Below are 26,881 nucleotides of genomic sequence, written 5' to 3'. Positions count from 1 at the left end.
CTGTGAACAGGGGGATCATGATGGCCAGCAGCGACGCACGGACTTCACAGCTCGTCGAGCCCGTACTTTCGGTCGAGAAAATGACGACCTCCTTCCTGGCGGAAGGAGCCTGGAAGCCGGTGGTGCGTGACGTGTCTTTCACCGTGGCCCCAGGGGAAACTGTTGCGATCGTCGGTGAATCCGGCTCGGGCAAGAGCGTCACGTCGCTGTCGATCATGCGGCTGCTGCAGCAGGACATGAGCCGGATCACTGGCCGCATCACGCTCGGCGGGCGGGATATTCTGGCGCTGTCAGAAGCGGAGATGCGCCGTGTGCGCGGCAAGGATGTCGCGATGATCTTCCAGGAGCCGATGACCAGCCTCAATCCGCTCTTCACCATCGGCGACCAGATTTCCGAGGCGCTGCTCTGCCATGGCGAGATGTCCAGCGCGGAAGCGAAGGCAGAAACGATCCGGCTTCTGGAGCGGGTGCGCATCCCATCGGCCGCATCGCGTTTCGACGAATATCCGCATCGCTTTTCCGGCGGCATGCGCCAGCGTGTGATGATTGCCATGGCGCTGGCCTCGCGACCGAAGCTGCTGATTGCCGACGAACCGACGACGGCGCTTGATGTCACCATCCAGGGACAAATACTCGATCTCATCAAGACGTTGCAGGAAGAGCAGGGAACATCTGTGCTGTTCATCACCCACGACATGGGCGTGGTGGCCGAGATCGCCGACCGCACAATCGTCATGTATCGGGGCGAGCAGGTGGAGACGGGCGAGACCAGCGAGATCTTCTTCCACGCCAAGCACCCCTATACACGCGCGCTGCTTTCCGCTGTTCCCGTGCTCGGCAACATGAGAGGGCACGAGCGACCCCTGCGGTTTCCGGTTGTCAACAGCGAGACCGGTCAAGCGGAGCCGCTGGTGGAGGCTGCTGATACCGTCGCGGCTGCGCAGCGGCCGGTGCTGGAGGTGAAGAACCTCTGCAAACGGTTCGACATTCATTCCGGTCTTTTCGGCCGGCTGCAGGGCAGGGTGCATGCGGTCGAGAATGTCTCGTTTGATCTGCAAGCTGGCGAGACGCTATCGCTAGTCGGCGAATCCGGTTGCGGCAAGTCAACGACGGGCCGCGCCATCATGCGCCTGATCGAACCGCAAAGCGGCTCCGTCCTCGTCGACGGCGAGGAGATGCTGGCCCTCGATCGCAAGGGTCTGCGCGAAATGCGCCGCAAGGTGCAGATGATCTTCCAGGACCCCTTCGCCAGCCTCAATCCGCGCATGACGATCGGCGCCGCCGTTGCCGAACCCTATCTCGAACACAAGATGGGAACGACGAAGGAGGCACGCGACAAGGTCGCCGACCTACTGGTGAAGGTCGGACTCTCGCCGGACATGGGGACGCGCTATCCTCACGAGTTTTCCGGCGGGCAGCGTCAGCGCATTTGTATCGCCCGCGCGCTCACCCTCGATCCCAAAGTGATCATCGCCGACGAGAGCGTTTCTGCCCTTGACGTTTCGATCAAGGCGCAGGTCATCAACCTGCTGCTCGACCTGCAGCAAAGCCTGAACCTCGCCTTCCTGTTCATTTCGCATGACATGGCCGTCGTCGAGCGCGTCAGCCACCGGGTCGCGGTCATGTATCTCGGCGAAATCGTCGAGATCGGGCCGCGCCAGGCAGTGTTCGAGAACCCGCAGCACCCCTATACCAAGAAGCTGATGTCGGCGGTGCCCGTTCCCGATCCGGCACGGCGGAAATTGAAGCACAGCATTGCCGCCGACGAACTGAAAAGCCCGATCCGGCCTCCCGACCACAAGATGCAGCCGCTAAGATACGTGGAGATCTCGCCCGGCCATCAAGTTGCGCTCTGAGGGAGATTCGGCGCATCCATGTCGTCATTGCAGCGTCGTAGGCCGTCGCTGGATAAACGGTTTCCGTCGATGATGTTATGGTTGCACAACGAGCCTTATCTTGAGGATATCTCATGAATTTTTCCCAGCAACCCCGACCGACCGAGGCGGGCATTCTGCAATTTATGGAGATCTGCGATTCCTTTTATCCGCCTGATGCGGTGACGGCATCCATAGCGCAGCAGCGGCGGTGGTATGACGCGCTTTGCGGCCGTTTCGACCGCCCATTGCCTGACGGCATGCGCACGCTGGATGACGTCGTGATGGGGAGAATCCCGGTCAGGCGTTATCAGCCACGGACGATCAGGAGCCCGGCATGCCTGCTCTACCTTCACGGCGGCGGCTTTGTGGTCGGTTCACTGCAAAGCCATCACGCGATTTGTGCTGAGATCGCCGACCACGTCAGGGCCGGGCTGGTGTCGGTCGATTATCGTCTGGCGCCAGAGCATCTCTGGCCGGCTCAGACGGATGATTGCTTTGTCGTTCTCAAGCAGTTGCTTGCCGAGGAAAAGACCGTCGTGCTGATCGGCGACAGCGCCGGCGGCAATCTGGCGGCGGGGCTCGCCATTCGGGCAAAGAACGAACGGCTCTCCGGTATTGCCGGGCAGGTGCTGATCTATCCGGCGCTCGGCGGCGACCTCGTTTCCGGTTCCTATAAGGAGATGGCGAATGCGCCGGGGCTGACGACCGCCGACGTCGGTTATTACCGCCGCGTGTTGCAGGCGCCAGCTGGTGATCCGGTTGCCGAACCTCTTGCCTCATCGTCGTTCGCCGGCCTTCCGCCGGCCTTCATAACGGTTGCGCACTTCGATCCGCTGCGAGACGACGGTCGCAACTATGCGGCAAGGCTTGCGGAGGCGGGCGTCGAGGTCTGGTTTCGCGAAGAGCCACAGATGGTGCATGCCTGGCTGCGTGCCCGGCATATGAGCGACGGCGCGCGTGCCGGTTTCCGCGCCATATGCGAGGCGGCCAGCCAATTTGCCGGATCGAGCTGATCACATCAGATCGCGCGGGATACGCTTTTCCTCGAAGATTTTTTCGAAAATTTGCGTATTGCCCTCGAAGGCGATGACGGACGCGCGGATGATCCATTCGGTTGCCGTGCAAGAAATCGCCGCCGTCGCCACCGTGCGGACGAACCATCCCGGCCGCCGCATGTCGCATGTCCAGATCGAGGTCCCACTCATCGAAAGGGGATCGTCCGGTGCGATGGACCAGACCTCTTCGCGAAGCTGGCGCGTAGAAAGACCAGTGCCCGGATGTTCGAAAAGGCCGGTGTCCTCCCGAATCTCATAGTGGGTCTTGTTGGCGGCGAGATCGCGCACGACCTGACGCTTCGTCGTGGCCGGAGCGTGTTCGATATATTTCGGCAGCGGGTCGGGATTATCAGGCTGCTTGACATCGATGGCTTCATGATCGCCGAGCTTTGGCAGACCGAAACCAATGGAGGCGATATCGATCGTCAGCCCTGGGTTTTCCGGCGGCGGCAGGATCATTGGCCAGTATGCCGTCGAAAGCGAAAGGCCAATGCGATGACCCTTTCGGAACCGATAACCGCAGGCGTCCAGCGTCAGTCTGATTGAGGTGCGTTCGCCCTTCTGTAACGGTTTCGGCTCGGCATTGCCTTCGCGATGGGCAAGGTTGAGCACACCGAAGGAGACGCGCGTCGCTGTGCCGTCCGGGTGCAGGTCGATAAGCCTGGCGCAAATATTGGCCGTTTCGGCATCGCAGCGTAGGGAGAGGGTGACGACAGGACGACCGAGATAGTCGTGATCGGCGGCTAGCGGTGTGGTCTGGAACGTCAGCGAGCCGGCATCGTCGAGGCGCTGATCGATCGCCATCTCCGCATCGGGTTTCAGGGTGAAATATTCACCGGAAGTCGTGCCCGTGTCGAGGGGCGAGCGCAGATAGATGGCATGTTCCGGCGCATGCGGGATCGGCAGGCCTTCCATCAGCGTGCCGAACTGCTCGACATAGAAACATTGCATCTCCGGCTTCCGCCAATCCCGCATGGCAATCCAGAAGCCGGGATCGAAATCCCGGCGTGGTGCAGGCTTCACCGCGTCGAGGATATAGGCGCGCATCTGCGGCGCGTTCTCAGCGCCGTTCTGGTCGCCACGCAGCCAGCGGTTCCACCAGGCGATCGCCTCTCCGTGGAAATCGGCGCGGGGCTTCGGCCAAGCGAAATGCGGATATTTGTGGACCCACGGACCGATCAGCGCTTTTGCCGTGTCGCCGAGACCTTCGACGACCGCCATCGGCGTGTTGCGATAGCCATCCGCCCAGCCGGCGATGACGAGGGCAGGGATTCCGACATCGGCGAAATTCTCGCAGATCGAGCCATGCCGCCAGAAATCGTCACGGCGTTGATGCTGGATCCATTCCTCCATGAAGAAAGGCTCGTTCTCCAGGCGTTGCAGCCACATATCGCGCCAGCGATCGCCAACGATCTCCGGGTCGGGAGAGCGGGATTGATAGCCGAGCATGGTCGCGGCCCAGGAGAGCTGCGCCGAGAGATGGCAGCCATTCTTATAGTGGATATCGTCATTGTAACGGTCGACCGTGGAGGCGATCGATATCACCGCCTTGAGCGCGGGCGGGCGCAGGGCGGCGACCTGTAAGCTGTTGAATCCGCCCCAGGAAATGCCCATCATGCCGACGGCGCCATTCGACCAGGGCTGCGCTGCGATCCACGCAATTAGTTCGCAGGCATTGGCGAGTTCGAGCTCCGTATATTCGCCGTCGATAACACCGTCGGATTCGCCGGAGCCGCGAATATCGACGCGAACACCGGCGATGCCGGCGGCAGCAAACACCGGGTAAGTCGATTCATCGCGGGGGCTGGTTCCATCGCGCTTGCGGTAAGGCAGGAATTCGAACACCGCCGGCACGGGATCGCTTTCAGCGCGGTCGGGCATCCAGATACGTGCCGCAAGACGCGTACCGTCCTTGAGCGTGATCCAATGGTTTTCGATAACAGTGAAGCTGCGGTCGGTCATGACGGGTTCATTCCGATATTGCTGGCGCGATGATATTAAGGCTGCAGTGGATGAACGTCATGTATCAATTCCCAGCGCTTTCCATCTTTCGCGTCGTCAGGACGCGCTCCAGCCAGCCGATCTCCATTTCCGGCACCGATTTCAGCAACAGATCCGTGTAGTCGTCGAAAGGTGGCGAAAGCACCTTCGATTTCGGCCCGAAGCGCACGAGCCTGCCGCGATGCATGACCGCGACACTGTCGGCGATCGCGCGGACGATGGCGATATCGTGGGTGATGAAGATATAAGAGAGCTGGGATTCTTCCTGGAGCCGCATGAGCAGTTTCAGAATGCCTTCGGCAACCAGCGGATCGAGCGCCGAGGTGGGCTCATCGCAGAGGATGAGTTCAGGCTTCGCCGCAAGGGCGCGCGCAATCGCGACACGCTGTTTCTGGCCTCCGGAAAGCTCGGCTGGATAACGGTCGATGAAACCATTGCCCATCTCGATCTCGTCGAGCAGCTCCTTCACCCGCGCCGTCTTTGCAGCGCCTCGCAGGCCATAATAGAAAGTGAGGGGACGGCCGATGATATCGCGCACAGTCTGGCGGGGGTTCATGGCAGTATCGGCCATCTGGTAGATCAGTTGAATGCGCCGTAGTTCGTTGCGCGAGCGGTTCCTCAGAGCCGGGGTGAGCAGCTTGTTGTCAAAGGAAATCCTTCCATCGCTGGGCGGTAGTAATCCGGTGATAACGCGGGCAAGCGTTGATTTTCCGGAGCCGGATTCACCCACAATGGCAAGTGTCTGACCTTTTGGTACATGTAGAGAAACGTCATGCAACACCTTGAATCCGTTCGAATATTCAGCACTGATATTCTCGACCCTCAGAAGGGTGTCAGATTGATCCGCCGCCTCTTCCCGCGCCGTCTGGCGGACATTGACAAGGGCGCGGGTATACTCCTCCCGAGGCGCCTCGATGATCTGCTGTACCGGGCCGCATTCCACCTGTCTGCCGTGTCGCAACACCATGATGTCGTCGGAGATCTGCGCAACGACGGCAAGGTCGTGGGTGATGTAGAGGGCTGCCGTATGGGTCGCTTCAATGGCGTGTTTGATCGCCGCCAGGACGTCGATCTGCGTCGTAACGTCGAGTGCCGTGGTCGGTTCGTCGAAGACGATCAGTTGGGGATTGGAGCAGAGCGCCATTGCTGTCATGGCGCGTTGAAGCTGGCCGCCCGAGACCTGGTGCGGAAAGCGCTCGCCGAAGGTCTCGGGATTGGGCAGGCCAAGGACCCGGAAGAGGTAAAGCGCGCGCTTCCTCGCTTCGTCCTTCGTCATCAACCCATGTTTGACGGAGGCTTCTATCACCTGTTCGCCCAGCCTGTGGGCCGGATTGAAGGCCGCTGCAGCCGATTGCGCGACATAACAGACGCGTGCCCCGCGAATCCTCCGTATGCCCGATTTTCCCATCGGAAGAATATCGACGCCGTTGAGCAGCACCGTGCCGCCGGTGATTTCGGCACCGCCGCGGCCATAGGCAAGCGCACAAAGTCCGATGGTGGATTTGCCGGCACCGGACTCGCCGATCAGGCCGAGCACCTTGCCCTTCTGCAAATCGAAGGAGACGCCGTTGACGATCGTGACCCGCTTCGGCGGTTCGCCGGGCGGATAACTGGTCGCTTCGATCTTGAGATCGCGAACGGAAAGAAGCTCAGGCATCGCCACGTCCTCCTTTAAGGCTGGAGGTGCGCTTCAGGAGCCAGTCGACCACCAGATTGACACAGACTGCGAGCGCCGCGATCGCGGCGCCCGGCACAAGAGCGGCGGAAATGCCGAAGATGATACCATCCTTGTTATCCTTGACCATGCCGCCCCAATCGGCCGACGGCGGCTGGATGCCGAGCCCGAGGAAGGAGAGCGTCGACAGGAACAGGATCGAAAAGGCAAAACGCAGGCCGAATTCCGCCAGCAAGGGCGAGAGCGTGTTCGGCAGGATTTCGCGGAAGATGATCCAGACCTTGCCTTCGCCGCGGAGCTTGGCAGCTTCCACGAATTCCATGACCGCCACGTCCAGCGCGACGGCGCGGCCGAGGCGATAGACGCGCGTGGAGTCGAGGATCGCCATGACAAGGATCAGAACGACGAGATTCTGCGGCAGCACGGCCAGCACCACCAACGCGAAGATCAGGGTCGGGATCGACATCATCAGGTCGTTGAAACGCGAGAAGACCGTATCGATCAGTCCACGCGAGACGGCGGCGGTGAAGCTGAGGATGATGCCGAGCGAAAACGAGATGATCGTCGCCGCCAGCGCCACGAACAGCGTCGTGCGGGCGCCATAGATCAGCCGTGAAAGGATATCGCGGCCGAGATTGTCGAGACCGAAGAAATACTGCGTGTCGGCTGGCTGCCAGACGTTGCCGACCACTTCGGTTTCGCCAAATGGCGCGATCAGGGGGGCAAAGATCGCGCAGATGAAGGCGAGCAGAATGCCTATGATGCCGACCCAGGCGGTGATGGGGATGTCTCTCATTCTCATCGCGGATGCCTCAGGCGCGGGTTGGCGACGATCGCCAGGATATCGGCAACCATGTTGAGCAGGATGTAGACGGCGGCGAAGATCAGTCCGCAGGCCTGGACCACCGGCATGTCGCGCACGGTGACGGCATCGACCATGTACTGTCCCATGCCGGGATAGACGAAGACCACTTCGACGACCACGACGCCAACGATGAGATAGGCGAGGTTCAACGCCACAACGTTGATGATCGGCGCCAGAGCATTGGGTGCGGCATGTTTGACGATCGCGCGAAAGGCGCTAAGGCCCTTCAACTCCGCCGTTTCCATATAGGCGGACGACATCACGGAGAGGATCGCGGCCCGTGTCATGCGCATCATGTGAGCGAGAACGACGAGCACCAGCGTCGCCGTCGGCAGGGCAATGGCTTTCAGCCTGTCAATGAAATCCATACCGTCGTATACGGTCGCCGGAAAGGTCGCGATCCCGAATTTCACGCCGAAAAACAGGATGAGCAGATAGCCGATGAAGAATTCCGGCAGCGAGATCGCCGCCAGCGAGATCACGTTTATGATCTTGTCAGGCAATCGGTTTCGGAAATGCACGGCCAACATGCCGAGCCCAACTGCGAGCGGCACCGAGATTACCGCGGCACAGGCTGCAAGGAAAAGCGAATTGCCGAGACGCTTGCCGATCTGCTCGCTGACGGAGTTCTTGCTGGCCCAGGATGTGCCAAAATCGCCCCGGACGGCGTTGCCGAGCCATTCGACGTAGCGGGTGGTCACCGGCCGGTTGAGACCCAGTTCGGTGCGGATATTGGCCACAGCCTGCGGCGTCGCCGACTGGCCGAGATAGGTCGTCGCGAAATCGCCCGGCAAGGCTTCCAGGCCGCCGAAGATCAGGACCGAGACGGCAAAAAGCAGCACGAGGCTGAGCAGACAGCGTTCGATAATCAAGGACAGCAGCGGAAAACGCTGTCTAAACCGCAATCCCGGCATGACTGTGCTGGGTGGTATGTTGGACATGGCTGATGCCTCGCGCTGAAACGTCAGGAGGACCGCGGAGGCTTTCCGCAGTCCCGGTTGCGTTAAAGATGAGGGCGTTTCCGCCCTGCTTCGGGCATCAGGACTCCAGCCAGACGCGGGTGGCGACGTAGCCATTCGACATGTCGTTGCCGATGTCATGAACGTAGCCCTTCACCTGCTTGGTGGAGGCGTTCACGAAGTCGTTGAACATCGGCAGGATGACGCCGCCTTCGTCGCGGACCATCATCGCCATGGCGCGGTAAAGCTCCTTGCGCTTGGCCTCGTCCAACTCGGAGCGGGCCTGAAGCAGAAGCTTGTCGAAGTCAGGACGCTTGAAGCGGGTGTCGTTCCAGTCCGCCGTCGAGAGATACGCGGTGGAATACATCTGATCCTGCGTCGGTCGTCCGCCCCAGTAGGAGGTGGAGAAGGGCTGGACATTCCACACATTGGTCCAGTAGCCGTCGCCCGGCTCGCGCTTGACCTCGATGTTGATCCCAGCCTTCTTGCAGCTTTCCTGATAGAGGACGGCGGCGTCGACGGCGCCCGGGAACGCGACTTCCGAGGTGCGCAACAGTACGGAACCGTCGTGGCCGGACTTCTTGTAGTGGAAGGCGGCCTTATCGGGATCGTAAACACGCTGTTCGATGCCTTCGGGGAAGAGGGCATAGGTGCTGTTGATCGGGAAGTCGTTGCCGACCTTGCCATAGCCGCCGAGGATCTTCTTGACCATGGTTTCGCGGTCCATCGCATATTTCAGCGCCAGGCGCAGGTCGTTATTGTCGAATGGCGCGGTGTTGCAGTGCATGATGAACACATAGTGCCCACGGCCGGCGGTCGAGAGGATTTCGACATTGGGTGCGCGCTTCAACAGGTCCACGGTCTTCGGGTCGACACGGTTGATGTAATGCACCTGACCCGACGATAAAGCGGCGATACGGGCAGTCGCGTCGTTCATACCGATGATTTCGACCGAGTCGACGAAGCCGCGGTCGGTACGCCAGTCGTCTTTGTTGCGCTCAAAGGTGGCGCGTACGCCGGGCTCGAAACTGACGAACTTGTAGGGACCGGTGCCGATCGAAGCGAGGGGGTCGTCTTTGCCGCCGTTCGGCTGGATGACGAGATGGTAGTCGGAGAGCAGCAACGGCATGTCGGCGTTGCCTTCGGTCAGGGTCAGGACGAGGTTATCGCCGTCGGCCTTGATCTCCTTGATCGATTTCATGACGCCGAGTGCGCCGGATTCCGACTTGCTGTCGGTGTGGCGGTTCAATGTGGCAACGACGTCGTCGATGGTCAGATCCTTGCCGTTGTGGAACTTGACGCCCTTGCGGATCTTGAAGGTCCACGTCGCGGCGTCCTTCGACGGCTCCCAGGATTCGGCGAGTGCCGGAACGGCAGCGCCGGTCAGCGGATGGGATTCGACCAGCATGTCGCCCCAGCAACGGCCGACGCAGAACATGAACTGCGACAGGAATTTTGCCGGGTCCTTGGAGTCGGTGGCGGCGCCGCCTTCAAGTCCGAGTTTCAAATGGCCGCCGCGTTTCGGTTCGGCTGCCATTGCGCTCTCGGTGAAAAGCTGGTCAGCAAGTGCCAATGTCATGCCGGCCGCCATGGCCCGTCCCATGAATTCGCGGCGGCTCAGCCCGCCCGAGGTCACACGGCTTGCCAAATGTTTCGTGTAGTCTTTCATTCCCCTGTTCCTTCTTCTTGATGCGTTGACAGAACTCTTGGGCAAAGCTTCGGATGCGGTTCCTCTCCGCCGGAAGCTTGATTGCCCGCGATCATGCGGGAAAATGATGCGGTTGCCGCCGCCTTGTCACTTTCCTTTCCAGATTGGGGTTCGCTTCTCCGCGAAAGCCCTTGCGCCTTCCAACTGATCCTCGCTCGAATACAGGGCATCAACGGTCGCAAACTGCCGTTTGGTGATCTTGTTCATGGCAGTCTGAAACGTCGTTCCCTCCGCTTCGCGGACAATTTCTTTGATGGCTGCGTAGACAAGGGGCGGGCCGCTTTCGAGAAGGCGGGCGAATTCCCACGCCCGATCCATCAATCGGTCCGCAGCGACAATCTCGTTGACGAAACCCCAGCGATGGGCCTCCGCAACATCGAGCCAGCGGCCGGTCAGGAGCATGTCCATGGCGATGTGGTAGGGGATGCGCTTCGGCAACTTTATCGATGCCGCGTCGGCAACGGTCCCAGAGCGGATTTCGGGCAAGGCGAAGGTCGCATGCTCGGCTGCAATGATCAGATCGGTGGAGAGGGCAATCTCTAGGCCGCCCCCGCAGCAGATGCCGTTGACGGCGCAGATCACGGGCTTGTTGAGATCCCGAAGTTCCTGCAGACCGCCGAAACCGCCGACGCCATAATCGCCATCGACCGCGTCGCCGGCCGCGGCGGCTTTCAAATCCCAGCCGGCTGAAAAGAACTTCTCGCCAGCACCTGAAATGATCGCAACGCGCAGATCGGGATCGTCACGGAAATCGCGGAAGATCAGGCCCATCTCGCGGCTTGTCGCAAGGTCGATGGCATTCGCCTTCGGACGGTCGATGATGACCTCCACGATACCGTTGTCACGCCTGATGCGGATGGGACTTTGCAACTTCCGCTACCTCCTTCGCCTGATGAGGGCGTCTGCGGCGACGACGCCACGATTATCAGGCAGAACCATCAATGGATTAATGTCCAGTTCCTCAAGCCGCGCGGCGTTTTTTACGACATATTCTGCCGCTGATACGACGGCGTCGGCAACTGTATCGAGGTTGCTCTTGGCCCCGCCACGATAGCCTTCGATCAATTTTCTGACCTTCAGCCGCGAAATGGCGTCCAGGACGTCCGACTTTATCACCGGAAGAGCTAAAATGACGGAATCTTCAAGCAATTCCACCAGGATTCCGCCCGCTCCGATCGTCAATGCCAATCCAAAGACAGGGTCGCGCACGGCGCCGACGATCAACTCGGCGACGGGGCGCTCGATCATCCGTTCGACCAGGTATCTGGAGGCGACGGGAGCCATCCGCTCCGCCGCGCTTTGCACCGCCTCCATATCCCGGAGGTTGAGTACGACGGCCCCGATCTCGGACTTGTGCTCGATGCCCAATGCCTTCAGTGCGACAGGAAAGCCGATGCGTCGCGCCTGATCCGCGGCGTCGCTTGGACTGGATGCCGTTGCCCCAAGCGGAATGGGGAGTCCGGCGGCAGATAGCTCAACCTTGGCCGCTACCTCAGTCAAGGTCTCGATCTCGCCTGTGGCCAGGGGAATATCGAGGAGCGGCAGCGGCGCTGGAGCATGCCATGCCGAGCCAATCCGGCTTGCGACTTCTGCCGCGGCTATGGCTTCGCTGATACCGCAGAGAGGCACTATGCCATTCTGCATTAGTTGCAGGGCGATCGCTTCCGGCATGTTCTCCGGCAGCGTCGCCAGTATCCCGGCACGGGCGCCGGTGCGCCTTGTCGATGCGACGACAGCGGCGATCGTGGTCATCCACTCCGCTGCATCGCAACGATCGTCCCGCGGAAAATCGAGGACGATCAGATTGAGCGCGTAGTCGCCCTCGAACATGGCGGTGAAGGCTTCCGACTGGCGGGAAAGATCGCCCCAAACGAAGGTGTGATAGTCGAGAGGATTCGAAAGGGTGACCATCTCGCCGAGATTGCGCCGCAAGGCCGGCAATTGCTCCGGTTTCAGAGCGCGAAAATCCACGGCCCGGCCGATCGCGGCATCGGCCATCAGCGAGGCTTCGCCGCCGGAGCAGCTCATAGAAGAAATTGCCTTGCTTGTCAGCGGGCCGGTCACGTGCAGCAGCTTCAGCGTCTCGATGAGTTCCGGCAACGTCGCGACCCGGCCGACACCGAGACGAGCGAGAACCGCATCGGCGATGGCATCGCTGCCGGCCAGGGATGCCGTATGCGAAACGGCCGCGCGCTGCGCCTGTTCGGATTTGCCGACTTTCAGAGCGACGACGGGTTTGCGCAGTTCCCGCGCACGCATGGCAAGCTTTTCAAGTGTCCGGACGTTGCCGAACCCTTCGATATGCAGACCGACCGCCGTAACGCGAGGATCTTCCAGGACTGCGAGGGCGAGATCCGACAATCCGATCTGGGCCTGGTTGCCTGCCGTCATCAGATAGCTGATAGGCAGGCCGCGCTTTTGCATGGAAAGATTGATGGCGATGTTGGAGGATTGGGTGAGAATGGCAACGCCGCTTTCGACGCGCACCATTCCGTGCTGGTCAGGCCAGAGCAGGGCGCCATCCAGTCCGTTGATCACGCCATAACAATTCGGCCCGATGATCGGCATATCGCCGGCCGCATTGACCAAGGCTTCCTGCAGCGCGACGCCATCTGTTAGTTCCGCAACCGCTTCGCTGAAGCCGGATGCGTAACATACGGCGCCACCGGCGCCTCGGGCTGAGAGCGCGCGCACGATATCGATGGTCAGCATCCGGTTGACGCCGACGAAAGCGGCATCCGGTGCGGCAGGCAAGTCCTTCACCGAACGATAGCAACGGCGCCCGAGCACGGCATCGAGCGTCGGATGCACCGGCCAGATGTCTCCAGCAAAACCCATGCGATCGCATTGCTCGATGACCCGGCGCGCCTCGCGGCCGCCGAAGACAGCGATCGTTTGCGGTCTGATCAGGCGATCGAGCGGGCGTTGCGTCATCCGACTAGGCTCCGAATGGCCGCAGCAGATCGCGGCTGATGATGTGCCGCTGGATTTCCGAGGTTCCGTCCCATATGCGTTCGACGCGCGCATCGCGCCAGAAACGGGCGAGCGGCAGGTCGTCCATCAGTCCCATGCCGCCGAAGATCTGGATCGCCTCGTCGGTGACGCGGGCAAGCATTTCGGAGGCGTAGAGCTTGGCCGATGCGATCTCGCGATTGGCCGGGACGCCGGCATCCAGTTTCCAGGCGGCGGATAGTGTCAGCAAGTCTGCGGCATCGATCTCCGTGATCATGTCGGCAAGCTTGAACGACACGCCCTGATTGGCGCCGATCGGCCGGCCGAACTGCTTGCGCTCCGCCGCATAGGGCAGGGCCAGGTCGAAGACGCGTCGAGCCCGCCCGACGCAGGTCGCTGCGACCGTCAGACGCGTGCCATAAAGCCATTCATTGGCAATGTCGAAGCCGCGATGCACCTCGCCCAGCACCTGGGACTTCGGCAGGCGGCAATCGGTGAAGTTCAGGATGACGTTGTGGTAGCCGCGATGGGAGACCGAGTCGTAGCCCTTGAGGATATCGAACCCTGGCGTGCCGCGATCGACCAGAAAAGCGGTGATCTTCTTCTTCGCACCCTTAGGCGTTTCTTCCTCGCCGGTGGCGGCAAAGACGATGACGAAATCGGCGACATCGGCATGGGAGATGAAATGCTTGGTGCCGTTCAGAACGAAATCGTCGCCATCCTGCCGCGCTGCGCATTTCATGCCGCGCATGTCGGAGCCGGCGTCGGGTTCGGTAATGGCGAGCGCGTCAATCTTCTCGCCGCGCACGGCCGGCAGGAGATATCTCTCGCGCTGCTCGCCTTCGCAGGCCATCAGGATTCCGGAAGGGCGGCCGAAGAAGACCGTCAGCCCCATCGAGCCGCGGCCGAGCTCACGTTCGACGAGGGTGAAGGTCACATGGTCGAGGCCGGCGCCGCCGATCTCCTCGGGAAAGTTACAGGCATAGAAACCGAGTTCGATGCATTTGCGCCGGATCTCCTGGGCAAGCCCCGGCGAGACGATGCCGGTGCGGTCGACCTCGTTCTCGTACGGATAAATCTCCGTCTCGACGAAATCGCGGACCGTCTTGACGATCATCTCCTGTTCTTCGCTGAGTCCGAAGTTCACGATCGCCTCCTCCTAGCGTTTTTGTCCCACGTGACGGCCGGCTCCCTCCGGCACAGGCAGTTTTTCATGGGCCTCGGCGATCGGCCTAATTTTGCTCAGCACCTCCTCCGGTGCAGGAGCGGCTTTTCCGGCCTTGGCATCGACATGCAGCAGCATGTGTTCGCCGGTGGCGATCGCTTCGCCCGTCGCCGTGTCGTAGATCGTGTGGAACACACGCAGCCGCTTCTCGTCGGCTGACAGAACCTGGCAGGTCGAATGGATAGCCCGGCCGAGCTTGGCCTCGGCGAGATGGCGAATATGCGTCTCGACGGTGTAATAGCTGTGACCGCGTTCGACATAAGCAAAGTCGACGCCGATCAGCCGCAGCAGCGCGTCCGAGGTATCGCCGAACACCTGCAGATAACGGTGCTCGGTCATATGGCCGTTATAGTCCACCCAGGCCGGACTGACTTTGGTTTCGATAAGGCGCAATGGCTGCCCGGCGTCCCACAGCTTTTTGCCGCCGCCCGCCGCCGCCCAAAGGCCCTGCTCGAATTCCTTGAGCAGCTTGCCGGCGCCCCAGCCTTTGCCGTCGTGGCTGCCCTTCAGGGTCTGCAGGATGCCGACAAGATTTTCGTCACGAATGCGCTCCAGCTCACGGATCGACAGTCCATCAGCCTGTTCGTCCGACTGCTGGCCGATTTTTTCGACCAGTGCATCGTCGAGATCGACGACATCCATCAGCTTCGTCCAGTTCCATTGCAGGGCCGGGCCGAATTGCGCGAGGAAGTGCCGCATGCCCGCTTCACCGCCGGCAATGCGGTAGGTCTGGAAGAGACCCATCTGCGCCCAGCGCAAACCGAAGGAATAGCGAATGACATCATCCAGTGTCTCGACGGTGCAGATGTCGTCCTTGATCAGCCAGAGCGCCTCCCGCCATAGGGCCTCCAGCAGACGGTCCCCAACGAAAGCCTCGATCTCCTTGGCAATATGGACGCCCTTCATGCCGATCGGCGGCAGACGTTCCATGGCGGCCTGGATCGTTTCTGTCGACGTCTTCTCGCCACCGACGATTTCCACAAGCGGCAGCAGATAGACGGGATTATAGGGGTGGGCGACGAAGAGGCGTTCCGGATAGCGCATGTCGCGCTGCAGGTCGGTCGGCAACAGACCCGAGGTCGAGGAGCCGATCAGCGCATCTGGCCCCGCCGCCGCATCGATCTGCGTCAGTACCTTGCGCTTGAGGTCCAGCCGCTCGGGGACGCTCTCCTGGATCCAATCGGCACCGGCAACGGCTTGCTCCAGGGTCTCACGGAAGGCGAGCTTGCCGCGTGGCGGAAGGGGTGCGCCGGTCAGCATCGCATAGGCTTTTTCCGCGTTCGCCAGCACTTCGCCGACGATGCGGGTTGCTTCCGGATGGGGATCGTAGACATCGACATCGATGCCTGCCAGCAGAAAACGGGCGATCCATCCGCCGCCGATGACGCCGCCGCCGATGCAGGCTGCCTTGCTGATCATGGTCATCGGGGCCTCAGCGCTTCGTCAGTTTCAGTTTCTTGCGGACATCCTCGGGGCCGATAATGCGCGCGCCCATGCCTTCGACGACCTGCACCGCTTTTTCGACCAGCTGGGCGTTGGTGGCGAGCACGCCCTTTCCGGCATAGAGATTGTCCTCGAGCCCAACGCGGACATTACCGCCGGCAAGCACAGCGGCAGCCGGATAGGCCAAGGCGTTGCGACCGATAGAAAAGGCCGAGAAGGTCCAGCTCGAGGGAACGTTGTTGACCATCGCCATGAAGGTGTTCAGGTCATCGGGCGCCCCCCAGGGGATGCCCATGCAGAGCTGGATGAGGATGGGATGCTCAATCAAACCCTCCTCGGCAAGCTGCTTGGCAAACCAGAGATGACCGGTATCGAAGGCTTCGATCTCGGGCCGCACGCCGAGATCCGTCATCTTCTTCGCCATTGCGCGCAGCATGGATGGCGTATTGGTCATCACATAGTCGCCGAGACTGAAGTTCATCGTGCCGCAATCGAGCGTGCAGATTTCCGGCAGGCACTCGGCAACATGGCTGACGCGTTCGGAGGCTCCCGCCATGTCAGTACCTCGATCGTTCAGGGGCAGGGGGCGTTCAACATCGCCGAAAATGAGGTCGCCGCCCATGCCAGCGGTCAGGTTGAGCACCACATCGACATCCGCGGAGCGGATGCGGTCCGTTACTTCCTTGTAGAGATCGTTGCGGCGGCTGGCAGCGCCAGTCTCGGGATCGCGGACATGACAATGGACGACGGCGGCACCAGCGTTGGCGGCATCGATCGCGGATTCCGCGATCTGCTTGGGAGTGATCGGAACATGGCTGGATTTCGAAACCGTGTCACCGGCGCCGGTGACGGCACAAGTGATGAAGACATCGCGGTTCATCGCAAGAGGCATTATTGTTCTCCCTCGTATTGGGCGCATTACGAGGCATGTGACGTCTTCTTGCTTTGCATTTCCGGAAGCAAACGATACATTATCGGAAACATGCGAGGATGTCCGTGTTCACCTCAATCAATAGGCCGCTCGACATCGACCTGCTCGTGCTGCCGGAAACGAACCTCATCCTGATCGCATCGGTGATCGAACCGTTGCGCGGCGCCAATCGCATTTCCGGGGCCGAAATCTATCGCTGGCATTTGTTTACACCTGATGGCTCGCCCATCGAAACGACAAGCCAGATTCCGGTTCCGGCTTCCGGCAGCTTCCGGCCGACACACGACTCCGCTCCGCTTTTCGTGCTGGCGAGCTACAATTGGCGCCGCAGCGCGACACAGGCGCTGAAGATGCAGTTGTCGCAGACGGCGCGCCATCGTTCGATGATGGCCGGCATCGAGTCCGGCAGTTGGCTGCTGGCCGAGGCGAGTCTTCTCAACAATGTGTCGGCGGCAGTCCATTGGGAGGACTTTGAGGATTTCGCACTGGCGTATCCGCAGGTGCGTGCCGTCAAGGACCGTTTCGTGATCGATGGCAAGCGCATCACCACCGCGGGCTCACTGCCGACCGTCGACCTCATGCTGGAGATCATCCGGCGGCGACAGGGCTATTCGCTTGCCCTCGAAGTGAGCCGGCTTTTCATCTATGAGCCGGCAGCCGTCTACGGTGCAGTCGAGCTTTCGCCGTCGACCGCCGGCCTGCGCATGCGCGACCCGCGCGTCGCACAGGCCGTGCGGCTGATGGAGGAGAATATCGAGCAACCGCTGGTCCTGACGCGCCTGGCGCGGCGCGTCGGCGTCAGCGCCCGTCATCTCCAGGCGCTTTTTCAGGAAAGCTTTGGCGCTCCGCCGCATGTGCATTACCTGGCCCTTCGGCTCAACGCCGCGCGCCGCAAGGTGATCGAGACCAAGGAATCTTTCGCGGAGATCGCTGCGGCGACCGGCTTCAACTCGGCGTCCGCCTTTTCGCGCAGCTATCGCGCCAGCTTTTCAGAAAGTCCTTCCGGCACGCGGCAGCGCCTGCGCCGGCGCTCTACGGCTGCAGCAGAGCCGACATAGGCTGGAAAGCTTCGCGCACCATTTCCGCAAGCTCCTGGATCGCCTCGCTTGAATGATAGGGATTGCGGCGCAGGACGACGCGAGAGGAATCGACCGGCGGAAAGCCGTCGTCGCTCGTCAGCTCCCGGCAGCCGTGTGGAATATTGCTTCGGGATAGAGTCGTGACGGCGAGGCCCGCGGAGACGGCGTTTTTCAGGCCGGAACTGGTGTCTGCGATGAAGGCGATGCGATAGGACCGCGCCTGCTGCTCCAGCGAACGCAGGGCAAAATCCCGCGCCCAGGTCGAGTTCCGGTATGTGGCAACCGGCAGCGGCGTCGCGTCATGCAGGCGATGCACCAGCGAGGTCACCCAGACTGTTGGGTCGATGCAGAGGACCTCGCCATTGGAATGATTGCTCCAGTCGAAGACCACGGCTAGGTCAAGTTCGTCCTTCTCCAGGGCGGCAAGATTTCGTGCCGTGTAGTCGCAGGAGACAGTCACTTCGACGGCGGGGTGCCGGACGGCGAAGGCGGCAAGGGCCGCCGGCAGGACAGTCTGGCTGTATTCTTCCGGAATTCCGATGCGAACCGGTCCATTCAACGGCTTGGTGCGGATCGTTGCGGCCGCCTCGTTCAACAGGTCGACGATCCGTTGTGCATAGGGAAGCAACTGATTCCCCGACCGGGTCAGCACGACCCCGCGCGCGCTTCTTTCGAACAGCGCCTCACCGACGATTTCCTCAAGACGTTTGATCTGGGCACTGACCGCCGATTGCGTACGGCCTATGCGTTGCGCGGCAACGGAAAAATTCGACGTCTCAGTGATGATGAGAAACGTCCGGAGCAGATCGCTTTCGATGGGTTCGCGCATGGGCAAGCCACAAAAATTTCCGATGGCACATATCTCTACTATTCGTTTGTCTGATGTCAAATATCGGCGCACACAGTTGTTGATCGTTCGGTGTTTCTTCCTGAGTCCATTCCATGACTTTTCAGTTTCCGGCCCGCTCCGCTCTTGCCAGCGACTACGAGAAGGGCGTCATTCTCGTGGCTACGGCAATGCTTGCGTGGAGCTGCAGCGGCATCTACGCGCGCCTTCTGACCACGGACATATGGACGGCGATCGCCTGGCGGTCGCTGTTTGGCGGCGTATTCATGTTGGTTCCAAGCTTTTTCCTCGAAGGCGGGTTTTCGCGGCGCCAATGGAGCTCGATTTTTCATCCCGGCGGTCTGGCAATGCTTGCCTGTCAGACCATCAGCCAGGCCTGCTTCATCGGCGCGCTCTACATGACCACGGTCGCGAACGTGACGATGATCTATGCGACGGCACCGTTCATCGCGGCGTTTCTTAGCTGGATCATGCTGAAGGAACGCGTGGCGAAGCGGACGTTGATCGCCGGCGGCATCTGCCTTATCGGCGTAGCCATCATCGTCGCATCTTCGATCGGCGGTGGTACGGGTGTTGGAGACCTGCTGGCGCTCGGGATGACGGTCACCTTCGCCCTCATCATCGTTATCCCGCGCATGGACCCTAGCATCCCTATCCTGCCGTCGAGTGTCGCCAGCGGGTTCCTCGCATTCGTGGTCTTCGTACCATTCGCCTCGACGAGTTCTATTGACGCTCACAATTGGCTCTTGCTGGCGGCTTTCGGGGCGACGAATTTCGCGCTCGCCTTCGTCCTCTTCCTGTTCGGTTCGAGAAAGATGCCGGCAGCCGATGCAGCCCTCATCAGCTCCATGGAAATCGTATTGACTCCGTTCTGGGTCTGGCTCTTCTTTTCGGAAATACCGCCTGTGGCTACTTTCGTTGGCGGGGCGATTATCTTCGTGACGATCGTCTGGCACACAGCCGTCGACCTGCGACATGGTCGTCGGGCGCGTGCGCCCGCCTAGCAAGCTATAGCTATCGGCCCTTGTCTCGGCAAAGATGGCGGCCCGAGCCTCGATTTCACAAAGCGATGACAGCGACATGACCTCCAACGACCCCTTGCTTCAGCCCTATCAACTCAAGCATTTGACCCTGAAGAACCGCATCATGTCGACGGCACATGAGCCGGCCTATTCCGAGGGCGGCATGCCGACGGATCGCTACAGGCTCTATCATCGCGAAAAGGCGAAAGGCGGCATTGCGCTGACTATGACGGCAGGATCTGCTGTCGTGTCGCCGGATTCGCCGCCAGCCTTCGGCAATCTTCACGCCTATCGCGACGAGATAGTTCCGTGGCTGAAAAAGCTCGCCGACGATTGTCATGAATATGGTGCGGCCGTGATGATCCAGCTTACCCATCTCGGTCGCCGGACAGGCTGGAACAGGGGTGACTGGCTGCCCGTGCTTGCACCGTCGCCGATCCGCGAGCCGGCGCACCGCGCCTTTCCGAAGGCGGCCGAAGAATGGGATGTCGAGCGCATCATTGCCGATTTCGCCGCCGCCGCGCAGCGCATGCAGGCAGCCGGCCTCGATGGCATCGAGCTCGAAGCCTACGGCCATCTGATCGATGGCTTCTGGTCGCCGGCGACGAATAAGCGCGACGACGACTTCGGTGGCTCGCTCGAAAATCGCATGCGCTTCTCGATGATGGTAACCGAGGCCATCCGCAAGGCGGTCGGTCCGGATTTCATCGTCGGCATGCGGCTTGTCGCCGACGAGGATTGGGAGAAGGGCCTGTCGCGGGAAGAGGGCATCGAGATCGCGCGGCGCCTTGCCGCATCCGGAAGTATCGACTTTCTCAACGTTATTCGTGGACATATCGATCATGACGCGGCGCTCAACAACGTCATCCCTATCCAGGGCATGGCGTCGGCGCCGCATCTCGATTTCGCGGGCGAGGTCAGGGCGGCAACCAAATTCCCGGTTTTCCACGCAGCCCGTATCGCCGATATCGCGACAGCACGCCATGCGATCGCGGAGGGCAAGCTAGACATGGTCGGCATGACGCGCGCCCATATTGCCGATCCGCACATCGTCAACAAGGTCATGGCCGGTGAGGAGGCGCGCATCCGTCCCTGCGTCGGGGCAACTTATTGTCTCGACCGCATCTATGAAGGCGGCGAGGCGCTCTGTATTCATAACGCGGCGACCGGTCGCGAGGCCGAGATGCCGCATCAGATCGAAAGGGCATCCGTGGCTCGGAAGGCCGTCGTGATCGGCGCCGGTCCCGCAGGCCTGGAGGCGGCGCGCGTCCTTGCCGAGCGTGGCCACAGGGTCGATGTGCTCGAAGCAACCGGGAAGGCAGGCGGGCAGATCAACCTTCTCACCCGCAATCCGCGCCGCAAGGAGATGATCGGTATCGTCGACTGGCGGCTTTCGGAGCTGGAACGCCTTGGCGTTGCGATCCACTATGACGTTTACGCCGGCGCGGACGACCTTCTGGCATTCGAGCCTGATATCGTTGTTGTCGCGACGGGCGGCATCGCGCAATCGCCCGAGCTCGACGCGGGCGATCAACTCGTGACCTCGTCCTGGGATATTCTGGCCGGCGCTGTGAGGCCCGAGGGCCAAGTCTTGCTATTTGATGACAATGGTGGCCATCAGGGCATGTCGGCAGCCGAAGTCATCGCCAATAGCGGCGCAGAGCTGGAGCTCGTCTCACCCGAACGCTTCTTCGCGCCGGAAATGGGCGGCATGAACCATGTGCCTTATGCGAAAACCTTCGCAGAGAGAAACGTCAGGGTGACGATAAACACCCGGCTGAAGTCGGTCCGCCGCGACGGGAATGCGCTGATTGCGGTCCTGAGCTCGGATTTTTCGGAAAAGTCGGAATGGGAGCGGCGCGTATCGCAGGTCGTCGTCGAGCATGGCACAATGGCCAATGATGAGCTGTACCTCGAGCTGAAGCCAGCCTCGCGAAATCTTGGCGCCGTCGATTATCAGGCATTGATTGCCCGCCGCCCGCCACTGCCGCAACGAAACGGCGAGGGCGCCTTCGATCTGATCAGGATCGGCGATGCCGTGGCGAGCCGCAACATCCATGCGGCGATCTACGACGCTCTGCGCTACTGCTCGATGCTCTGATCACTCGGCAGTAGAGGTCCTGAGCGTTGCGGAGAATATAACTATTCACTTATAAAGTGTATATATGTTCAGCTACCATTCATTTAGCGAAAGGCAAATAGGCAACCGCCGCAACGCCTTGCGGCTGATTGAGGCTCGGCTACCGATATAGCTCACGAGGCAGGTGGCCGGGCCTCTCAGATCTCCAAACGATACGGATAGGCGCAATGCGGCTGCTTCTCGCTTTAATTGACTGGATCTTGGAGCGGCGCCGGAAGCGAATTGAGCGGGAAACCATCCAATATTCCGCCGATGATCCATGGGTTCTCCAGCAGATCGAAGAATTCGAGCGGGAATTGAAAGAATAAAGCGCTGCCAGCGAGCCCAACCAGTGTCACCCGATGGGCGGCAATCCAGCTATGATCTTGTCCATCGTCAGCGGATAATCTCTCACCCGCACGCCGCAGGCGTTGTAGACGGCATTTGCCACTGCAGCTCCCACGCCACAGATACCCAGTTCGCCGATGCCTTTGGCGCGGATCGGCGATGACTGATCGTCAACTTCATCAAGGAACACCACATCGAGATCCGGTATGTCTGCATGCACCGGCACCTGATATTCCGCCAGATCGTGATTGACGAAATAGCCGTATCTTTTGTCGACGATGCATTCTTCCATCAGAGCCGCGCCTATTCCCATCGTCATGCCACCAAGGCACTGGCTGCGGGCCGTCATCGGGTTGATGATGCGACCGGCGGCACAGACGCTCAACATGCGCCGGACCCTGATTTCCCCGGTTGCGATATCCACGCCGACTTCGGCGAAATGAGCACCGAAGGCGGCCTGCGCGAATTTCTTCTGCAGATCGCCGAATTCCGCCTTCTCTTCGGCTGATATCCCGGCATCGCCTGCGATATCAGCCAACCGGATCGAGCGGCCTTGCGATATCACCGAGCCATCCGAGAAAGATACGTCAGTTGTGTTAAGTCCGGATCGACGAACGATTTCGTCCCGCAGAGCGCTGCAGGTATAGTAGACGCCGGTGCTGGACGAATTGGCGCCGAAGGAGCCGCCGGAGCCGGCGGCTTCGGGGAAATCGCTATCGCCGAGCTTGACCCGAACGGAGTCCACCGGCAGCCCGAGCATCTCGGCGCCGATCATGGCAAGGATGGTGTAGCTGCCGGTGCCGATGTCGGTCTGCTGGGTCTCGATGGTCAGAATGCCGTTGCGATCAATCGTGGCGCGGGCGCCTGAGGGCCGCACCGGATTATTGCGGATGGCGGCGGCAACGCCTATCCCGACAAGCCACTCGCCGTTTCGGACCTGCCCAGGTTTCGGGTTGCGCTTCGACCACCCGAAGCGCTCGGCACCCGTCTGCATGCATTGGACCAGCTTTCGCGTCGAAAAAGGTCTGCTCGGCCCGACCTCGGGATCGTACTGGATGTCGTTTCGAATGCGCAGTTCCACCGGGTCGATATTGAGCTTTTCGGCCAGCTCGTCCATCGCGCATTCCAGGGCCAGGAGCCCGGCTGCCTCGCCGGGCGCCCGCATTGCGGCGCCGATGGGCAGATCGAGCTCGCTCAGCCGCGTCTCGATCCACCTGTTGTCGCCGGGATAAAGCAACTTGGTCTGCGCCGCTGCGTTTTCGGGACCGTGACCGGGCTGGTTGCCGCACCAGACCTGATGGCCGACCGCCGTCAATCGTCCGTCAGGCCCGGCGCCGAGGCGCAAACGCTGAATTGTCGCTGCCCGGTGCGTTGTGTGGTTGTATATCTGTGGCCGGGTGAGAGCCACTTTGACCGGACGACCCAACTGCCTTGCGGCCATTGCTGCAAGGATAGGATCGGCATAGACGACCAGTTTGGAGCCGAAGCCGCCGCCGATATAGGCAGACACCACCCGTACATTGTCCTGCGGTATGCCGAATGTATCAGCAATATTGGCTTGCGCCGAATGGATGATTTGATGCGCCATATAGACGGTCAGCTTGTCGCCGTCCCATTTGGCGATGCTCGCATGCGGCTCCATCATCGAGTGGCTTTGGTTTGGCGTCGTATAGGTGACATCGACGCTAGCTGCGGCCGTCGAAAATGCCTTCTGGAAATCGCCCATGTGGGTATCTGCCGCGGCTCTCGTCATGCTTCCGGTGTCTTTGACCGCGTTTAGGTCGAAAGCCCCTTTGCTCTTCGTATATTCGATCTTGATCAGGCGCGCGGCGGCCCGGGCCTGCTCGAAGGTTTCTGCGACGACGAATGCGATGGCCTGGTCATAATGCTTGATATCCGCGCCCTGAAGCTGGGGCGAGCCATCGTCGCCCTGCTTCGGGGCATTCTTGTATGTGAGAACCAGCAGAACGCCTGGAGCGCTCTCCGCTGCATTCGTGTCGATCGACCGGATCGAGCCGGTCGCGATGCCGGCGCCGAGGATGAAACCGTACGCCGCGTTCGGGATTTCGTCATTATATTCATAGGCGTAGCGTGCCTGCCCCGAGACTTTGAGCGGGCCGTCGATGCGCACATGCGGATGACTGACAACGGTCTCATTGTCGATCGGGTTGCGAGGGGCGGGGCTATTGAAGAGCATGGCTAACTCCTAAAGCGTTCTCGAAGTCAGAACGGACGCAACGGTGCGCTCCAACAGCGCCACCTTGAACCGGTTCTCCTCGGTCGGCCGTGCATCGGCGAGAACGGCATCCGTCAGGCGTTTGGCATCGCTTGCATGCGCCTTTTCGGCACTTTCCACGCGCCAGGGTTTCGGCGCTATTCCGCCGAAGGCAAATCTGCCGGACCCGTCCTGTTGAATGACCGCCGCAACCGATACCGTCGCAAACGCGTAGGACGCGCGGTCGCGGACCTTGCGATAGATATGCCGCCCGCCAAGTGGCTTCGGCAGGATGACCGATGTGATCATGTCGCCCTTTTGCAGGACGGTTTCGACATGCGGCGTATCGCCCGGCGGCCGATGCAGGTCCGCGATCGGAATGTGCTTCGTTTTTCCATCGGCGCTGGCCACCTCGACGACTGCGTCGAGGAGCCGCATCGCAACGGCCATGTCCGAGGGATGCTGCGCGATGCAGGCATTGCTCACGCCGACAATTGCGAGATTGCGGCTGAAACCCCCGAGAGCGGAGCAGCCGGAACCGGGGACGCGCTTGTTGCAGGGTTGAGCGGTGTCGTAGAAATAAGGACAGCGTGTTCTCTGCAGGAGATTTCCCGCCGTGGTCGCCTTGTTGCGCAACTGCCCGGAGGCACCGGCGACAAGAGCGCGAGAAAGAACGGGATAATGTTCCATCACGGTGCGGTTGGCTGCAAGATCCGTGTTGCGTACCAACGCGCCGATCCGCAATCCGCCCTCCGGTGTCGCCTCGATCGTGTCGAGGCCGAGATGGTTGATGTCGACCAGATGGGCCGGTGTTTCGATCTCCAGCTTCATGAGATCGAGAAGATTCGTCCCGCCGGCGATGAACTTGGCGTTCTCGTGATTGGCGACCGCATCGGCGGCGGCGGCGGGCGTTGCGGCGCGTTCATAGGTGAACTGTCTCATATGCGTTCTCCGCTTTGAACATCACGGATTGCGGCGACGATATTCGGATAGGCGGCACAGCGGCAGATATTGCCGCTCATGCGCTCGCGGACCTCGTTGTCGGAGAAAGCCACGTTCTGGATATCTTCGCTGACATGGCTTGGGATGCCCGCCTCGATTTCCTTCAGCATGGCGACGGCGGAACAGATTTGTCCGGGCGTGCAATATCCGCATTGAAAGCCGTCATGAGCCACAAAGGCGGCCTGCATGGGATGCAGACGGTCGGGCGTGCCCAGGCCTTCGATGGTGGTGATTTCATCCCCCTCATGCATGACGGCAAGGGTGAGGCAACTGTTGATGCGCCGGCCATTGACCATGACGGTGCAGGCGCCGCATTGACCATGGTCGCAGCCCTTCTTGCTGCCGGTCAGATGAAGGTGATCGCGCAGGGCATCGAGAAGTGTGGTTCGGGTATCCAGCGTCAAATCATGACGGGTGCCGTTGATATTCAGATCGAAATGCGCAGTCGGCACCGTTGGATCGACGGTATTGACAACCGCGGCTTCGGCATCGGATTTGTCAGCCAGCGGACCGATCGCCAAAACCGCGGCGGCTGCGACACTTGATTGGAGAACTTCTCGGCGCGTAATGCCGATCCGACAGAGATCCTTGTCTTCCATGGCGAACTCCTGCGATGACGTCCGCAAGAGAGGCTAGGCGGTGACGCGGCAAATTCCATGCAAAACGGATCAAAACATCATCACGAAAACTTTAGCTCCCGAAGGTTTGCGCGGGCATGCTGGATCAAGCGTGTATCCGCAGCCCATTCTTGTCGAACAGGCACACACGATTGGTCTTAGCTTAGAGGTGCGCGCGAGGCGATTTACAAAAAATCTTCTCCGTCGCGATCCGTTTCCGCCTTTCGCGTCGTCATTTGTGTGTCTGAAACAGAAGGAGATACGCTATGTCCGACGAACCCGTTATTTTGGTCAATGTGCTGAAGGTCAAACCCGGCCAACAGGATGCCCTGATCGCACTCTTGAAGCAAAACACCGAAACGGTGGTCCGCACGCTCCACGGTTGGAAGACGACCCGGTTGATCGCTGCAAAGGACGGCGCCGGCGTCGTCATCTACTCCGAGTGGGCGACGCCCGCGGCCGTCGAGGCGATGCGCAGCGATCCGCGCATGCAAGCCTATTTGCCGAAGATCATGGAGCTGGCGAGCTTGGACTCGATGATGGGGTCAGCGGTGTTCGGCGAAACCCGGTGAGTGTTTAGGTCACGCAAGTAACAAAGGAGAATTGCAATGGCTCGGATGGTCGTTATTTACCCGACACCGAAGGACGTCGAGGAATTTGACCGACATTACTTCGAAATCCACGTGCCTCTCGCCAAGAAGATTCCGGGGCTCAGGAAATACGAGGTTAACGACGGCCCCATCGCAACGCCGATAGGAAGCTCCGCTATTCATCGGATCGGAACGCTGTATTTCGACGACCTTGCGGCGATCGAAAGGGCGTTTGCAAGCCCGGAGGGACAGGCAGCCGGAGCGGACCGCCGATTTTTTGCGCCCGATGACTCGGGCGTACAAATGTTCCTTTTCGACAACAGGGACGTTTGAACAGAAGGCAAAGGCGTC

Annotated in this window: 22 protein-coding genes; 8 read left to right on the top strand and 14 right to left on the bottom strand. The window is 60.7% G+C overall.

Features of this window, described 5'->3' with window-relative positions; all coding sequences use genetic code 11:
* Nucleotides 1-20 precede the first annotated feature (20 nt).
* Both PY649_RS24070 and PY649_RS24065 read left to right on the top strand, forming a co-directional pair.
* On the top strand, nucleotides 21-1,856 hold the full coding sequence (locus tag PY649_RS24070) for an ABC transporter ATP-binding protein (RefSeq protein WP_285871305.1): 1,836 nt from the start codon (nucleotides 21-23) through the stop codon (nucleotides 1,854-1,856).
* Nucleotides 1,857-1,969: 113 nt separating this feature from the next.
* Nucleotides 1,970-2,890 (top strand): alpha/beta hydrolase, encoded by a 921-nt coding sequence (locus PY649_RS24065; protein ID WP_285871303.1) that lies wholly within the window; start codon nucleotides 1,970-1,972, stop codon nucleotides 2,888-2,890.
* Here the strand turns inward: PY649_RS24065 and PY649_RS24060 are convergent, their stop codons facing one another.
* The 10 genes from PY649_RS24060 to bcoG form a co-directional block, all read right to left on the bottom strand.
* Nucleotides 2,891-4,894: a CocE/NonD family hydrolase gene (locus tag PY649_RS24060; RefSeq protein ID WP_285871302.1), complete on the bottom strand. Its 2,004-nt coding sequence runs from the start codon at nucleotides 4,892-4,894 to the stop codon at nucleotides 2,891-2,893.
* A gap of 64 nt (nucleotides 4,895-4,958) precedes the next feature.
* A complete protein-coding gene (locus tag PY649_RS24055) occupies nucleotides 4,959-6,590 on the bottom strand; it encodes an ABC transporter ATP-binding protein (RefSeq protein ID WP_285871301.1) in 1,632 nt (543 codons plus the stop codon).
* Nucleotides 6,583-7,410: an ABC transporter permease gene (locus PY649_RS24050; RefSeq protein WP_285871300.1), complete on the bottom strand. Its 828-nt coding sequence runs from the start codon at nucleotides 7,408-7,410 to the stop codon at nucleotides 6,583-6,585. Before PY649_RS24050 ends, PY649_RS24055 begins: the two co-directional genes overlap by 8 nt.
* Nucleotides 7,407-8,414 (bottom strand): ABC transporter permease, encoded by a 1,008-nt coding sequence (locus tag PY649_RS24045; protein WP_285871299.1) that lies wholly within the window; start codon nucleotides 8,412-8,414, stop codon nucleotides 7,407-7,409. The genes PY649_RS24050 and PY649_RS24045 overlap by 4 nt, the downstream gene beginning before the upstream one ends.
* Nucleotides 8,415-8,511: 97 nt before the next feature.
* A complete protein-coding gene (locus PY649_RS24040) occupies nucleotides 8,512-10,101 on the bottom strand; it encodes an ABC transporter substrate-binding protein (RefSeq protein WP_285871297.1) in 1,590 nt (529 codons plus the stop codon).
* A gap of 126 nt (nucleotides 10,102-10,227) precedes the next feature.
* Nucleotides 10,228-11,010 (bottom strand): carnitinyl-CoA dehydratase, encoded by a 783-nt coding sequence (locus PY649_RS24035; RefSeq protein WP_285871296.1) that lies wholly within the window; start codon nucleotides 11,008-11,010, stop codon nucleotides 10,228-10,230.
* 6 nt (nucleotides 11,011-11,016) lie between these two features.
* The gene (locus PY649_RS24030; protein ID WP_285871295.1) at nucleotides 11,017-13,074 is read right to left on the bottom strand and encodes an acetate--CoA ligase family protein; all 2,058 of its coding nucleotides are present in this window, start codon (nucleotides 13,072-13,074) and stop codon (nucleotides 11,017-11,019) included.
* A 4-nt stretch (nucleotides 13,075-13,078) separates the two neighbouring features.
* On the bottom strand, nucleotides 13,079-14,239 hold the full coding sequence (locus PY649_RS24025; RefSeq protein WP_285871293.1) for an acyl-CoA dehydrogenase family protein: 1,161 nt from the start codon (nucleotides 14,237-14,239) through the stop codon (nucleotides 13,079-13,081).
* A 12-nt stretch (nucleotides 14,240-14,251) separates the two neighbouring features.
* On the bottom strand, nucleotides 14,252-15,742 hold the full coding sequence (locus PY649_RS24020; protein WP_285871292.1) for a carnitine 3-dehydrogenase: 1,491 nt from the start codon (nucleotides 15,740-15,742) through the stop codon (nucleotides 14,252-14,254).
* A 7-nt stretch (nucleotides 15,743-15,749) separates the two neighbouring features.
* A complete protein-coding gene (bcoG, locus tag PY649_RS24015; RefSeq protein WP_285871290.1) occupies nucleotides 15,750-16,652 on the bottom strand; it encodes a 3-dehydrocarnitine:acetyl-CoA trimethylamine transferase BcoG in 903 nt (300 codons plus the stop codon).
* 98 nt (nucleotides 16,653-16,750) lie between these two features.
* Here bcoG and PY649_RS24010 point away from each other — a divergent pair, with 98 nt between their 5' ends.
* A complete protein-coding gene (locus PY649_RS24010; protein WP_285871288.1) occupies nucleotides 16,751-17,749 on the top strand; it encodes a GlxA family transcriptional regulator in 999 nt (332 codons plus the stop codon).
* Here the strand turns inward: PY649_RS24010 and PY649_RS24005 are convergent.
* Nucleotides 17,724-18,599 carry a LysR substrate-binding domain-containing protein gene (locus tag PY649_RS24005; RefSeq protein WP_285871287.1) on the bottom strand — a complete coding sequence of 292 codons (876 nt, stop codon included), beginning with the start codon at nucleotides 18,597-18,599 and terminating at the stop codon, nucleotides 17,724-17,726. The two genes, PY649_RS24010 and PY649_RS24005, sit on opposite strands and share 26 nt — an antisense overlap.
* Before the next feature lie 113 nt (nucleotides 18,600-18,712).
* Here PY649_RS24005 and PY649_RS24000 point away from each other — a divergent pair, with 113 nt between their 5' ends.
* From PY649_RS24000 to PY649_RS23990, 3 genes are all read left to right on the top strand, one after another.
* Nucleotides 18,713-19,621 (top strand): DMT family transporter, encoded by a 909-nt coding sequence (locus PY649_RS24000; protein ID WP_285871285.1) that lies wholly within the window; start codon nucleotides 18,713-18,715, stop codon nucleotides 19,619-19,621.
* A 76-nt stretch (nucleotides 19,622-19,697) separates the two neighbouring features.
* The gene (locus tag PY649_RS23995; protein WP_285871283.1) at nucleotides 19,698-21,740 is read left to right on the top strand and encodes an NADH:flavin oxidoreductase; all 2,043 of its coding nucleotides are present in this window, start codon (nucleotides 19,698-19,700) and stop codon (nucleotides 21,738-21,740) included.
* A gap of 206 nt (nucleotides 21,741-21,946) precedes the next feature.
* Nucleotides 21,947-22,087, top strand: coding sequence for a hypothetical protein (locus tag PY649_RS23990; RefSeq protein WP_285871281.1), 141 nt, complete (start codon nucleotides 21,947-21,949; stop codon nucleotides 22,085-22,087).
* A 26-nt stretch (nucleotides 22,088-22,113) separates the two neighbouring features.
* Here PY649_RS23990 and PY649_RS23985 read toward each other — a convergent pair whose 3' ends face one another.
* The 3 genes from PY649_RS23985 to paoA are packed head-to-tail and all read right to left on the bottom strand — an operon-like array spanning nucleotide 22,114 to nucleotide 25,922.
* Nucleotides 22,114-24,303 carry a xanthine dehydrogenase family protein molybdopterin-binding subunit gene (locus PY649_RS23985; RefSeq protein WP_285871279.1) on the bottom strand — a complete coding sequence of 730 codons (2,190 nt, stop codon included), beginning with the start codon at nucleotides 24,301-24,303 and terminating at the stop codon, nucleotides 22,114-22,116.
* Nucleotides 24,304-24,312: 9 nt separating this feature from the next.
* Nucleotides 24,313-25,263, bottom strand: coding sequence for an FAD binding domain-containing protein (locus PY649_RS23980; RefSeq protein WP_285871276.1), 951 nt, complete (start codon nucleotides 25,261-25,263; stop codon nucleotides 24,313-24,315).
* Nucleotides 25,260-25,922, bottom strand: coding sequence for an aldehyde dehydrogenase iron-sulfur subunit PaoA (gene paoA / locus PY649_RS23975; protein WP_285871274.1), 663 nt, complete (start codon nucleotides 25,920-25,922; stop codon nucleotides 25,260-25,262). Before paoA ends, PY649_RS23980 begins: the two co-directional genes overlap by 4 nt.
* Before the next feature lie 284 nt (nucleotides 25,923-26,206).
* Between paoA and PY649_RS23970 the strand changes: the two genes are divergently transcribed.
* Together PY649_RS23970 and PY649_RS23965 are read left to right on the top strand one after the other, a co-directional pair.
* A complete protein-coding gene (locus tag PY649_RS23970) occupies nucleotides 26,207-26,512 on the top strand; it encodes a putative quinol monooxygenase (protein ID WP_285871272.1) in 306 nt (101 codons plus the stop codon).
* 36 nt (nucleotides 26,513-26,548) lie between these two features.
* Nucleotides 26,549-26,863, top strand: a complete 315-nt coding sequence (locus tag PY649_RS23965; RefSeq protein ID WP_285871270.1) for an EthD family reductase — start codon at nucleotides 26,549-26,551, stop codon at nucleotides 26,861-26,863.
* The last annotated feature ends 18 nt before the right edge of the window (nucleotides 26,864-26,881 follow it).

It is taken from the genome of Rhizobium mayense (assembly GCF_030272705.1).
GTDB classification, from domain to species: Bacteria; Pseudomonadota; Alphaproteobacteria; order Rhizobiales; family Rhizobiaceae; genus Rhizobium; species Rhizobium mayense.
This window is presented reverse-complemented; position numbering and strand designations above follow the sequence as displayed.